At 60.5% G+C, this 13128-nt stretch carries 11 protein-coding genes; 1 reads left to right on the top strand and 10 read right to left on the bottom strand.

Annotated features, from left to right (window positions below):
* Window positions 1-2: 2 nt before the first annotated feature.
* From HDC32_RS22385 to HDC32_RS22370, 4 genes are all read right to left on the bottom strand, one after another.
* Complete coding sequence (locus tag HDC32_RS22385; protein ID WP_184745476.1) at window positions 3-2594, bottom strand: fimbria/pilus outer membrane usher protein; 2592 nt, start codon at window positions 2592-2594, stop codon at window positions 3-5.
* 123 nt (window positions 2595-2717) lie between these two features.
* Complete coding sequence (locus tag HDC32_RS22380; RefSeq protein ID WP_184745718.1) at window positions 2718-3446, bottom strand: molecular chaperone; 729 nt, start codon at window positions 3444-3446, stop codon at window positions 2718-2720.
* Window positions 3447-3486: 40 nt separating this feature from the next.
* Complete coding sequence (locus tag HDC32_RS22375) at window positions 3487-4272, bottom strand: molecular chaperone (protein WP_131696872.1); 786 nt, start codon at window positions 4270-4272, stop codon at window positions 3487-3489.
* Window positions 4273-4294: 22 nt separating this feature from the next.
* Window positions 4295-4873, bottom strand: a complete 579-nt coding sequence (locus HDC32_RS22370) for a fimbrial protein (RefSeq protein WP_184745474.1) — start codon at window positions 4871-4873, stop codon at window positions 4295-4297.
* Between the two features lie 321 nt (window positions 4874-5194).
* On the opposite strand from HDC32_RS22370, the gene HDC32_RS22365 reads away from it, so the two are divergent.
* Window positions 5195-5890 carry a response regulator transcription factor gene (locus HDC32_RS22365; protein WP_260403673.1) on the top strand — a complete coding sequence of 232 codons (696 nt, stop codon included), beginning with the start codon at window positions 5195-5197 and terminating at the stop codon, window positions 5888-5890.
* On the opposite strand, the gene HDC32_RS22360 is transcribed toward HDC32_RS22365, so the two are convergent.
* From HDC32_RS22360 to hslU, 6 genes are all read right to left on the bottom strand, one after another.
* Entirely contained in the window at window positions 5891-6511 is a 621-nt protein-coding gene (locus HDC32_RS22360) for a TetR/AcrR family transcriptional regulator (protein ID WP_131696870.1), read from the bottom strand.
* A 27-nt stretch (window positions 6512-6538) separates the two neighbouring features.
* Window positions 6539-8221 (bottom strand): class II poly(R)-hydroxyalkanoic acid synthase, encoded by a 1683-nt coding sequence (gene phaC / locus HDC32_RS22355; RefSeq protein WP_184745472.1) that lies wholly within the window; start codon window positions 8219-8221, stop codon window positions 6539-6541.
* Window positions 8222-8309: 88 nt separating this feature from the next.
* A complete protein-coding gene (gene phaZ, locus HDC32_RS22350; RefSeq protein ID WP_027605018.1) occupies window positions 8310-9155 on the bottom strand; it encodes a poly(3-hydroxyalkanoate) depolymerase in 846 nt (281 codons plus the stop codon).
* Between the two features lie 145 nt (window positions 9156-9300).
* Entirely contained in the window at window positions 9301-10980 is a 1680-nt protein-coding gene (gene phaC / locus HDC32_RS22345) for a class II poly(R)-hydroxyalkanoic acid synthase (RefSeq protein WP_145335915.1), read from the bottom strand.
* A gap of 249 nt (window positions 10981-11229) precedes the next feature.
* Window positions 11230-11607 (bottom strand): gamma-butyrobetaine hydroxylase-like domain-containing protein, encoded by a 378-nt coding sequence (locus HDC32_RS22340; protein ID WP_184745470.1) that lies wholly within the window; start codon window positions 11605-11607, stop codon window positions 11230-11232.
* A 149-nt stretch (window positions 11608-11756) separates the two neighbouring features.
* Entirely contained in the window at window positions 11757-13094 is a 1338-nt protein-coding gene (gene hslU / locus HDC32_RS22335; protein WP_131696866.1) for an ATP-dependent protease ATPase subunit HslU, read from the bottom strand.
* Window positions 13095-13128: the final 34 nt, after the last annotated feature.

The following is a 13128-nucleotide window of genomic DNA, read 5'->3' as shown; positions in this document are numbered from 1 at the left end:
TTTCAGTTCCACGATGAGCGCAAGTTGGCCAGATCATTGGCAAATGGCTGCACGATGAGATCGCCAACGACCTCGCAAGCGCCCCCGTCCAGTTGCAATAATCGAGCTGAGTCCTTGGCTGGCGTCTTTGCTTCCACTTCGTAGCGCATCCGGCACATCGCCGAATTACTGCTCCCCCACTTGACCGTCAACTTCCCCCGCGGGCGAGACACCCGGACGAAGGCCTTGGCGCCCTGCCCGACAACCCCGACGCTGGCGCCGTCCTCATCGAACACATCCGCACCAAACGGCAGCGGGCTGCCATCCTCGCGCCGTGCCGTGATCAACAAGGCCTGGCCGCTGAGCGTCTCGAACTGCAGTTGCACCACTGCACCGGCGCGCGGGGCGACATTCCGGGCGGCGGTCTTGAGTTCCACGTCGGTGGACAATTCCTTGGGGTCCAGTTCCACGATGTTCTGGCGGTAGGGTGTGAGGTGGGGCACCACCGCGAAGCCGCTTTTCCCGATTTTCGCGCTGTGGTTGCCATTGATTTGTGCGCCTTGGGCGTCAGGCGCCTGGACGATGCCGAGGGTATCGCCGAGTTCTGGGGCGAAGGTCACACCGCCTGCGTGGGCGACAATACCGCCGGTCATGCCAAGCGATGTGGAGCGGTACGCGCTGCTCTGACCATGACTGGCGGACAGTACGCCCTGACTGGTCTGGTATTTCATGTCGGCATTGGTAGCGTTGTTGCTGTCCTGGGTCCGGTTGGCACTGACGCTATAGCTGAACTCACCGCGCTCGCCCACGCTCCCACCCAGGCTGGCGCGCTCACCGCTGCCTTGACCGCCTCGATAGGCCGTGGTGGTCAAGGTCGGCGAGTGGGCGTGGCTGCCCAATGGCAGGCTCAAGGTGAGTTCCAGTTGCTTGTCCACGCGTTCACTGCGCAGATCACGGCTGCGCTGTGCACTCAGCAGATAGTGAAGGCCCCGCCACGTGCCGCTGTACCCGGTGGTGAAGGTCAGGTTGCCATGGTCGCGATTCCAATAGTGTTGCGAAGAACCGGTCAGGTACACGGAGCCGTTGCTCAGGTTCTGGTTGAGGCTGATGTCCATCCTGTTGCGTAGCCGCGACAGGTTATCCGGGGTCAGCCCGTCGATGGCCAAGTCACGAACGTGTGCCGCATCGCCCACATTCAGGAACCCCTCAGTGGAGTAGCGGTAAGCCCCGAGGGCGAAATGGGTGCCGGTGTCCGTGAAATTCTTGCTGTAGCGCAGTTGTACGCTTCGCCCCTGGCGTGACCCGTGACCTGGTACATGGGCGTTCGAATGGGTCAGGTCGCACGACAGCGCACCCATTGAGGTATTGAACGCGGTACCCAGCAACTGCGATTGGTAGTCCTCGCCAATCGTCGCGCCGGTGTACCCGGTCAGCAGGTTGCTCAGGCCCTGCTGATAAGTGGCCTGCATCAACGTGGGGGGGTGATGCAGACCTATTTCATCCAGTTGGCCAACGCTCAATGCGTAGCGGCTGTGGTCGGGGCGCAGCAGGTTGGCGTTGGCGGCGAACGGCACGATGAACTCGCGCTGGCGGCCATCGGCCTCGGTAATGGTGACGCTCAGGTCGCCTCCATACCCGGTGGGGAACAGATCGTTGAGGACAAACGGGCCGGGCGCTACAGATACTTCGTCCAATAGCACGCCGCGTTGGCGCACGCTGACCCGCGCGTTGGTCTCGGCAACGCCACGTACCACCGGCGCAAACCCGGTCAGGGAGTCGGGCAGCATCCGATCATCGCTGAACAGGCTGGCACCGCGCAGACGTACGCTATCGAACAGTTCCCCCGGTGTGTAGATCTCACCCGCCATCAGCTGTGACTGCAACCGGCTCACTTCGTGTTGCACGTAGGTGGCGCTGCTTTGATAACCCGAGGCGACCTCTGAATGGCTGTAGCTGCCAGTATGGCGCCAGTGCCAATCGCCAAGGTTGAGTCCGGTGTTCAGGCCCAGGTAGCTGGAGCCGAGTGTGCGCGTACCGGCCTGGGTGGCGAACGTATTGGCGTTGTAACGTACAAAGGCGGCGTCGATCCCGCTGTCCCAGTGCCGCGGGTCGACATAGCCCCGCGCCTTGCGCGCCAGGTAAACCTGCGGCACTTGCAGGTCGAGGCGGTTTTCGCCTGAATCGAATTGGCTGCTGGCACCCGGCAGATAGGTCCCGATCTGCGCACAGCGCGCAAACGGCATGTGGGAGGCCTGCTTGAGCTCATTGGAATCCAGGTCAATGCCAAACCTGAGCAGCGCATCGCGCTCCAGGCACAGCTGCGCCGTTTGCTGTCCTTCGACCGCGCTGAAGGTTAGGTTTTCACGCCCGATCCACTGGCCGTTGAGATAAATGTCGGTGCGATAGTTGCCAGGTAGCACGACGTTACCTTGGCCGAACTTTGCAATATCGATCTGCAGGCTGGCCCGGCCACCCGCGAAGAAAGCCGGGTTGAACTCGACCTGTTCTGCGCTATTGGCGGCCACGGCATGGGCGCCGCTCACCAGCAGCAAGCTACGCATCGTCTGCTTTAAACGGGGCCGGCTTGCGAGCCTGGCGGGCGTGTACAAACTCATTTTTCACGTTTCCATAAACCGGGCTCCCCGAATCTCGGCACAGGGCGTCCCTGCCCACTGAATGGGCATCAACCTAAGGTGTGTTCGATAAGGCGCAGTGGGATTGCTACATAAGAACGGTTGTCATGGAGAGACCTCTGCGCTGTGGCGGGTCTTGACCCCAAAGTCGTCGAGCGTCTGGAACTCCACGCTTGCAGCGCTGCCCATCGGGGGAGGCAGGCGAGGCAACTCAAAGCGGGCGCGCCCACCTGGCGTCACCATGTTCTCGGCACTCGACGCTGCGGGTTCTCGGACATGACGCCGCCCTGCCACCCGCACTTCGATGCGTTCGAATGTCACGTGGTAAGGCGTGGGATTAAGCACTTCCAGCGCCAGGCCCTGCTCGGTCGAGACAGACCGCCACAGCAGCTTTCCAGGCGCTGCCTCGACCCCGTAAGGCAAGTTCGACGGGCGCCAAAACAACTTGATTCGTGAGTGGAAGGCGAATTGCAACTGATCGCCCGGTTGGCCGCCATGCGATCGTGAGGGCACTTCCAGCACGTTGAACCAGAACAGGCTTTCCTGTGCCGACGGCAAGGCCTCGCCGGTGTAGGCCAGGCGTACAACCTGTTGCTTGCCTGGCTCCATGCGAAAGATCGGCGGTGTGAGAATGAAGGGCGCTGTCGCCAGATCCGGCGTTGAATACTCATCGCCGTTGTCCAGCCAGGCCTGGATCAGCACCGGTGCCTGGTTCTTGCTGTGCAGCCTGATGCTCACCTCGTTGTCGTCCTGCGGGTAAACAATTCGGGTGCTGTTGATGATCACGCTCGCCTGCGCGGTGAGCGTGGTCAACAGCGCAAGCATCAACGCCATGCACTGCAGCGGTAAGTGTGAGCGGGTGGTGGCCGGCATGTTATCGATCATCCTGCGGATGAAGGGTAAGGCGGGCCGAGTGAGGTACTCGGGCGCCAAAATCGCTGACGGTGCTGAACTCGACCGTAGGCGTATCGACCGGCTGATGGCGTAGCAGGGGCAGCGCAAACAGTTTCACGTCGCCGGCAGGCATCAGCAGGCTGTCATCGACGGCTTTGTTTGCAGCTTTACTGAACCGCTTGCCGCCGCTCAGCAACTCAATCGAGGCGAGGGAAATATGGTACGGCGTAGGATTGGTGGCTTGCAGGGCGAACCCCTGTTCATGGGCTACCAGCTTCCATTGCAGCTTTTCGGCGGCGCTGTCGACTGGGTAGGGCAATGCCTGCGGACGCACAAACACACGCAGACGGGTGCGGAACGACAATTCAATCTGGTTTTTCTGTGCGGCGTCGGCGGCGAGCGGAGGTACTTCCAGCACGTTCAGCCAGAACAGGCTTTCGCGGTCGGTCGGCAAGGCGCCTCTAACATAGCGGAGGCGCAAGGCTTGTTGCTGGCGCGGTTCAATGCGGAAGATCGGTGGCGAAAGAATGAAGGGTGTGTGTGCTGTTGCCGGTGTCGAATGCCGGTCGCCCGTGTCCAGCCAGGTTTGCACCAGCGCCGGAAGTGGCCCCTTGTTCTCCAGGCGCACCACGACTTCCTGCTGCTGCATGGGGTAGATCACGCGTGTGCCATGGATGATCACTCCTGCCCGAGCAGGAAGCGGCAGCAGCGAGAGCCACGCGCAAGCAGCGGTAGCAGCCAGCATCAGGCAGGCGATTCTTTTCATCGTTTCAGGCCTCTGGAATGCTTTACTCGGCGTACTCGATCAAAAAGCCCACACGGGTGTTGACCTTACCTTCGGTTGCGGGGCCGCTTGCGTACATCTGCGCAGCCAGTGGGATGACTGCCTGGTTGTCGACGATCACCGCGCCTGCCGATTTCTCGGTGTAGACGTTGATCGGCGTGCCATCGCGCTGAGTCACTTCCACCTGTACGTTCTTGGCGCTGCTGGTGTCGGTCGGGTCGTCGTAGCCGTCGATGTTCAAGCGCCCGGTCGCCACATCAATGGCCGGGCTGGTCGGATCGAAGGCAACCATGGCGGTGCGCCCGTTGGTGCAACTGCCTTCGCCTGGCGCTCCGATACGGATGGTGAAGCCTGTCGGGTTGGCGCGACTGCCAGCGCTTGCCAGGCGTGCCGCCGAGACGCCGCCCAGGTTGACGTCCTTGACGATTGCGCCAGAGCCGGGTGCCGCACCTTCTACCGTGCAAGTCAGGTCGGTCACAAGACCACTGAACTTGATAATGCCATCTGCTGCGTATGCCGATTGTGAGGCGACGGCGGACAAGACCAGGATGGCCGCAACCGTGGAGAGGAGGTTAACTTTCATGTTGTTCCCAGTCGTGATTCATAGGTATGGCCCATCGCAGTTGAAAGCACTGATCTCTCGACTGGCGGGGTGCCCTAATTTGTCGCGTTTGCCGAGCGGTATCTATAGAGAACTAACGAGACTCATCTAGTGATCGTTCGATAAGTTGCTTTCAACTTATGTAGGTGTTTTCTGTAGTACTGGGAATTGTCTGTAAGTTATGACTGAAGGACGTTAACTTACTGAGTTGTCGTATTGATCCTGGGCTGTAACTGGGTATACCGTGTATTTAACCAGAGCGATTATGGGGGCGGTGCTGTATTCACTTATATGGGTGTAATTATGGCTACTTCAATATCCACTGCGCATACCGTCATGCTGTTGGATGACCACGAGATGGTTCGGCAGGGCATCGAGTTGGGGTTGAGCAAAGAAGCCGACCTCGCTGTGATCGGTTCCTTCGGAACAGGCAGGGAACTGCTGGAAGCCCTTAAGCAGCGGCCAGCCGATGTCGTGGTGATGGACTTTATCCTCGCACCATCGGACAGCGATGGCCTCAGCCTGATCCAGGTACTGCACCGGCGCTTCAGCACCTGCAGGCTCTTGATTGTGTGTTCGTACTACACGCCGGCCATTGTTTCTTTGTCGTTGAAGGCGGGATGCAGGGGGATTATGGGGAAAAGCCAGAACCTGACGGAGTTGATCACGGCTATCCGAACGGTCGCCCAGGGACGGATCTACCTGCAGCTTTGTATGGTGCCCGCGTTGCAGGGTGTACAGTCCGTGTTGGAGGGGGGAAAGATTAAATCGGAAACAGATTTTTCAATACCACTGCGGGTCAACGAGTGTCTGACGCCTAAAGAGCAGGAAGTATTGCGTTGTTTTCTGGACGGTATGTCCGTGAATTCAATTGCGCAAAAGTTTTCGCGTAGTGCAAGTACGATCAGTACGCAAAAACAATCAGCCTATCGAAAACTGGGGATCAGGACCGACAGTGAACTGTTCAAGTTTACTCACCAGTTCGGGCAGCTTGGGTAGTTAATCCTGATCCTCCAGATAACGCAGCGCCAACCGTTCAGTCGCCAGCCGTGCCGATGTCAGCAGGTGCGGTGCTACCAGCATCATGATCTGGTACACCACCACCCGAACCTCGCCCTCACGGTCAAGAATGCGTTGGTAATCCAGGGAAAACAGCAGGGTCATAGTGATCTGTTCCACCAGTTGCCCCAGCGCTTGAGTATCGCTGACCACTTGCCCGGCCGCCTGCAACCTCGCCAGCAAGGATGCCAGGGTGCGTTTGAGCGCCGTGAGCAGGTTGCGAATGCCTTTGGCCAGCTTTGGCAGACGTCCCGCCAGGTTCGACAGGTCCTGGAACAAAAACCGGTACTGGGCCATGCGCTCGACGATCAGGTGCAGGAACAGCCAGTAATCCTGGGCCTGCAGTTGCGCGTCCGCCGGTGGGTCGAGCAGCGGCGCCAACTCAGATTGGAAACGCTCGAACAGGCCAATGACCAGCGGTTCCTTGCCATGGAAATGGTAGTAGAGGTTGCCGGGGCTGATCCCCATTTCATTGGCCACCTCCATGGTCGACACGTTCGGTTCGCCCTTCTGGTTGAACAACTGCAGAGCACATTCAAGGATACGGTCGCGGGTCTTCATCCAGTCTTCTTAATCTGATCGTTGAGCTCAGCGCACGCGCACGTAGGTGCCCGGCGCCGCTTCCATCGGTGGGTAATTCTGGTTGCCCAGGGCAGTGAGGGTCTCGCGCTGTACGCCCGAGCGCTGCTGGATCCACGCCAGCCACTGTGGCCACCAGCTGCCTTCGACGTGGCTGGCGTCGTAGTACCAGGCGCGTGGGTCGCTGCTCATCTTGGGGTTTTCGACGTAGTTGGCCTTGGGGTTGCCCGGGGGGTTGAGGATGCTCTGGATATGCCCGCTGTTGGACAGCACAAAGCGCCGTTCACCACCCAGCAATTGCGTGGAGCGATACACCGCGTCCCACGGCGTGATGTGGTCGTTGATCCCGGCCACGCTGAAGCTGTCCACCGTGACCTTCTGCAAGTCGATGGGCGTGCCACACACCTCCAGGCCACCGGGATGGCTCAGGGGGTTGTGCTTGAAGAAATCGAGCAGGTCGCCATGCAGCGCAGCGGGCAGGCGCGTGTTGTCGTTGTTCCAGTACAGGATGTCGAACGCGGGCGGCTCCTTGCCCAGCAGGTAGTTGTTGATCCAATAGTTCCAGATCAGGTCATTGGGGCGCATCCACGCGAACACCCTGGCCATGTCGCGGCCGTCGAGCACGCCTTGCTGGTAGGAACGGCGCTTGGCTGCTTCCAGGGTTTGCTCGTCGACGAACAACGTGGCAGGGCTGTCGATCTGGCTGTCCAGCAGGCTCACCAGGTAGCTGGCGCTGGAGATGCGGCGCAGCTGGCGCTTGGCTTGCAAGTGGCCTTGCAGGGCGGCGATGGTCAGGCCCCCGGCGCAGGCACCCATCAGGTTGACCTCGCGGGCGCCGGTGATGGCCCGGCAGACGTTGAGCGCTTCTTCCAGCGCCGCCACATAGGTGGACAAACCCCACTCGCGATGGCGCACGTCTGGGTTGCGCCAACTCACCATGAAGGTTTGCATGCCGTTCTTGAGGGCGTACTGCACGAAGCTGTTGGCCGGGCTCAGGTCGAATATGTAGTACTTGTTGATTTGCGGCGGCACGATCAGCAGTGGCCTGGCGTACTGTTTTTCGCTCATGGGCTTGTATTGGATCAACTCCAGCAGCTCATTGCGAAACACCACCGAGCCTGGGGTGGTGGCCACGGTCTTGCCGACTTCGAAGGCCTGTTTGCTCACCTGGCGCGGCAGGCCGTGGTTGTGCAGCAGGTCATCGAACAGGTTGCTCACGCCGCGCACCACACTGTTGCCGCCGGAGTTGAGCAGCTCCTTGACGGCCAGGGGGTTGAGCAGGGTGTTGGAGGGCGACACGGCGTCGTTGATCAAGGCGAAGGCAAAGTGCGCGCGCGCGCGGTCGTCGTCACTCAGTGAACTGTCATCGATCCACTGGCGGGTCTGCTTCTGCCAGCTCAAATAGGCTTGCAGGCTACGTCGGTAGAACGGGTTGAGCGCCCAGGTCGGGTCGCTGAAGCGGCTGTCGCGTGGGTTGGGCTCGTGCACGGTTTCACCCAGCAGCACGCGCCCCAGCTGACCGCCCAGGGCCAGGGCGTGACGGGCGGTATGCACCGGGTTGCGCCAGCCGTGGGCGGCAACGCTGCGCAGGGTCGACAGCAAATCCCGACCGCGCAGGCCGGTGATCGCGCTTTGTGCGTTGATGAACGCGGCAGGGGTGGGCGCCGGGTTCGTCACGGGTCTTTCTCGCATGAGCCAACACTCCTTCGTCAAGCCATCAACAGGCACGCCAATTCAGAACCATAGTCGGTTCTGGGCAAGTTGCGCGGCGGTGTGGTCCTTACACCGCTGGTCGCGGGTGAATCACGGCCCGCATGCGCTCCTCCTCGAGAAACTTCATGATGATCGGTGCCACGGCTTCAGCCCGGGTGATCAGGAACAGGTGGCCGTCATCGATGATGTGCAACTGTGCGTTGGGAATGCGCCAGGCCAGCATGCGCATGTTGACCAGCGGGATCAGCGGGTCGTCGTCCCCGGCCAGCACCAGGGTGGGCTGGCGGATCTTGTGCAGCCAATGGATGCTGGTCCAGCCCAGCCCAGCGAACAGCTGCCAGTAATAGCCCAGCTTGCCGGCCGAGCGCACTTTGCTCGCGTGCTCGGCCGCCAGTTTCGAATCGCGGCGGAACGAACCGCCATAAATCATCGGTGCGATGCGCACCACATGGGACGGTTGGATATAACGCCGGGGGCTGGCCATCAGCCACAACACCTTCGGCTTGCCCGGCACCATAAAGGCACCGGCCGCGGTCGCCGCCAGGATCAGCTTCTTGCAGCGCTCCGGGTAGTCGTAGGCAAACTGCTGTGCCAAGGCGCCACCCCAGGACACGCCCACCGCATTTACCTGGCCGTAATCCAGGTAATCGAGCATGCGTGCAGTGAGCTTGGCCAGGCCGGGAAAACGATAAGGCCGGTTGGGCGTCGAGGAACCGCCCACGCCCGGCACATCGAAGGCGATCACTTCCAGGTCCGGGTCCAGGGCCTGGACAAACGGAAACACCAGCTCAAGGTTGGCGCCGATGCCATTGAAGATAAGCAACGGCGTCAAGTGGGGCTTGCCTGGGCGTACCGCCGTGCGGATGGTCTGGCCATCCAGGTCGATGGTACGGAAGATGAACGGTTGCGGCATGCTCAGACCCTGTGAAGTGTTACAGCTGGAATGCAGTCAGTGTGGGAAGGGGCTTGCTCCCGATAGCCGTGTGCCAGTTTCAGATGTTGTGCCTGACACGCCACAATCGGGAGCAAGCCCCTCCCACATTTGAACGCATTTCAATTTAGCGTTCGTGTACGTAAGTCCCTGGGGCGGCTTCCGCTGCGGCATAGGTCTTGTTACCCAAAGTCGTCGGCGCCTTCTTCAGCTTGCCCGCTCGCTCCGCCTGCCATGCCTGCCAGTGCAGCCACCAGGAATCGGTGTGCTTGGTCGCATTCTCCTGCCACTCCAACGGCTTGCCTGCCAAGCCATCGCTGGTCTGGTAGCGCGCCTTGGGGTTGCCCGGCGGGTTGAGGATGCTCTGGATATGCCCGCTGCTGGACAGTACGAATTCCACCTTGCCACCAAACAGCTGAGCCGACTTGTAGCACGACTGCCATGGCGTGATGTGGTCGTTGGTGCCGGCCAGTGAGTAAATATCGGCCGTGACCTGCTTGAGGTCGATCGGCGTGCCGCACACTTCCAGGGCATTGGCGCGCACGAGTGGGTTGTTTTTGAACAGCTCGATCAGGTCGCCGTGGAACGCCGCCGGCAAGCGCGTGGTGTCGTTGTTCCAGAACAGGATGTCGAACACCGGCGGCTCATTGCCCAGCAGGTAGTTGTTGACCCAGTAGTTCCAGATCAGGTCGTTGGGGCGCATCCAGGCGAACACTTTGGCCATGTCGCGGCCCTCCAGCACGCCGGCCTGGTAGGAGTGGCGCTTGGCTGCTTCCAGGGTCTGTTCATCCACAAACAGCGCCACCTGGGTGTCCAGGGTGGTGTCCAGCACGCTCACCAGCAGGGTCAGGGCGTTGACTTTCTTCTCACCCAGCGCCGCGTAGTGGCCGAGCAGGGCGGTGCAGGTGATGCCGCCGGAGCAGGCGCCGAGCATGTTGATGTCCTTGCTTCCGGTGATTGCCGTGACTACATCGACCGCTTCCTTGAGCGCCTCGATATAGGTCGACAGGCCCCACTCGCGCTGGGCCTTGGTCGGGTTGCGCCAACTGACGATAAAGGTCTGCTGCCCATTGCGCAGGCAGAAGCGCGCCAGGCTCTTCTCCGGGCTCAGGTCGAATACGTAGAATTTGTTGATCTGCGGCGGTACCACCAGCAACGGGCGTTCGTGCACCTGTTCGGTGATCGGCTTGTACTGGATCAGCTCCAGCACGTCGTTGCGAAATACCACCGCCCCCTCGGTGATGCCCAGGGTCTTGCCAACTTCGAACGCGCCCATGTTGACCTGGCTCGGCATGCCGCCGTTGTGCACCATGTCCTTGGCCAGGTGCGACAGGCCGTCGAGCAGGCTCTTGCCGCCAGTTTCAAAGAAGCGTTTGACCGCCGCCGGGTTGGCCGCGCTGTTGGTGGGCGCCATGGCTTCGGTCATCAGGTTGATCACGAAGTGGCCGCGGCTGATGTCCTGTTCCGACAGGTTACTGTCGCCGATCCAGTCATGCAGTTCCTTGCGCCACGCCAGGTAGGTTTGCAGGTAGCGTTTGTAGAGCGGGTTCTGGCTCCAGGCGGGGTCGTGAAAGCGACGGTCATCGCTTTCGGGCTGCAGCTGCGATTTGCCGAACATCACGTTCTTCAATTCAACGCCAAAGTGGGCGACGTGCTTGACGCTGTGCAACGGCTGCTTGATGGCTTGGGTCAGCACCATCTTGGCCGAGGTCAGTAAATCCTTTTTACGTAACGCGATGATCGGGTTGAGCCCCAGGGTGTTTTCCGAGGCCTGGCGTTTCAAGTCATCGTTGTTCTTGTTACTCATCTACGACGCTCCATTGTCCGAAAGACGAGTACCGGGTACCGCTGCGCACCAGGTTTCGATACACAACACAAGCCAGGTACTGCGACTCGGGTGACCGTTGATACCGCATCGTCAAATGCAGGGAACTTGCCAGTTCCATTGGTTACCCGAGTTTAATTTTTTTCGCAAGCGGGCCAATCGTTGGCCACGCGACAGGGCATTCAAGCAGATGAAATTAGAAAATGCCCTCTAAAGAGCAAGAGGCTTGAACTAGAGCATTAGCCGCACGACCGATTCACTCGGGTCGCGGGTTTTTCCGGCCGCCTTGAGCTCGGCAAGATAATCGGCCCACAACGCATCCTGACGCACGGCCAATTGGTAGAGGTAGTCCCAGGTGAACAGTCCGCTGTCATGCCCGTCGTCGAAGATCAATTTCAGGGCGTACTGGCCGGCCGGTTCGATCTTGGTCAGGCGCACGTTGAGCTTGCCGAACTGCAGGATAGGTTTGCCGTGGCCCTGGACCTCGGCGGAAGGCGAGTGCACCCGCAGCAGTTCGGCGGGCAACCGGTAAACCTCGTCGGGGCCGTAGGTGAGGCCTAGGGTGTTGGAGGTTTTGTGCAGGTTTACAGCGGTAGGAAACTTGGCCATATGAGGTGCTCTTGAATAAACCGGCTTAAAAACGTGGGAGGGGGCTTGCCCCCGATGGCAGTGGGTCAGCTATAGATAAGCTGACTGATCCACCGCTATCGGGGGCAAGCCCCCTCCCACATTTGAAGCAAAGCAGTTCTGTGTGAGGCTTACAGAATATACCGCGACAAGTCCTCGTTCTGCGCCAATTCGCCCAAGTGGCTGTTGACGTAGTCGGCATCGATCTTGATCGCTACGCCATTCTGCAAGCCTGCCATGTCGCCGGCGCTGAAGGACACTTCCTCGAGCAGGCGCTCAAGCAGCGTGTGCAGGCGACGCGCACCGATGTTCTCGGTCTTCTCGTTGACCTGCCAGGCAATCTCCGCCAGGCGCTTGATACCGTCCGGCAGGAACTCGATGCCCAGCCCTTCGGTTTTCAGCAGCTCGCGGTATTGCTCGGTGAGCGACGCATGCGGTTCGCTGAGGATGCGCTCGAAGTCGCCCGGGGTCAGCGCCTTGAGCTCTACGCGAATCGGCAGGCGGCCTTGCAGCTCGGGCACCAGGTCGCTTGGCTTGCTCAGGTGGAACGCACCCGACGCGATAAACAGGATGTGGTCGGTCTTGACCATGCCCAGCTTGGTATTGACGGTGCAGCCTTCGATCAGCGGCAGCAGGTCGCGCTGCACACCTTCGCGGGATACATCGACGCCGCCGGAGTTGCCGCGCTTGGCCACTTTGTCGATCTCGTCGATAAACACGATGCCGTGCTGTTCAACCGCTTCCAGGGCCTTGGCCTTGAGTTCTTCCTCATTCACCAGGCGCCCGGCTTCTTCGTCGCGCACCAGCTTCAGCGCTTCCTTCACCTTGAGCTTGCGGCTTTTCTTCTTGCCCTTGCCCATGTTGGCGAACAGGTTCTGCAGCTGGCTGGTCATCTCTTCCATGCCAGGCGGTGCGGAGATGTCGACGCCCGAGACTTCAGCGACTTCGATCTCGATTTCCTTGTCGTCCAACTGGCCTTCACGCAGGCGCTTGCGGAACAGCTGGCGGGTGTTGGAATCCGAGGCCGGTGCTGCGTCTTCGTTGAAGCCCATGCGCGCCGGTGGCAGCAGGGCGTCGAGGATGCGTTCTTCGGCGGCGTCTTCGGCGCGGTGGCTGACTTTGGTCATTTCCTGTTCGCGCAGCAGCTTGAGGGCAGCGTCGGCCAGGTCACGAATGATCGACTCGACATCGCGGCCCACATAGCCGACTTCGGTGAACTTGGTGGCTTCGACCTTGATGAACGGCGCGTTGGCCAGCTTGGCCAGGCGTCGCGCGATCTCGGTTTTACCGACGCCGGTCGGGCCGATCATCAGGATGTTCTTCGGCGTTACTTCAACGCGCAATTCTTCGGGCAGTTGCATCCGGCGCCAGCGGTTACGCAGCGCGATGGCAACGGCGCGCTTGGCATCGTCCTGGCCGATGATATGGCGATTGAGTTCATGGACGATTTCGCGGGGAGTCATGGACATAGTGTTTGGCGGCCTCAAGCGGGAATAAGCCTAC

The organism is Pseudomonas sp. JAI120 (assembly GCF_014207255.1).
Taxonomy (GTDB): Bacteria; Pseudomonadota; Gammaproteobacteria; order Pseudomonadales; family Pseudomonadaceae; genus Aquipseudomonas.
This window is presented reverse-complemented; position numbering and strand designations above follow the sequence as displayed.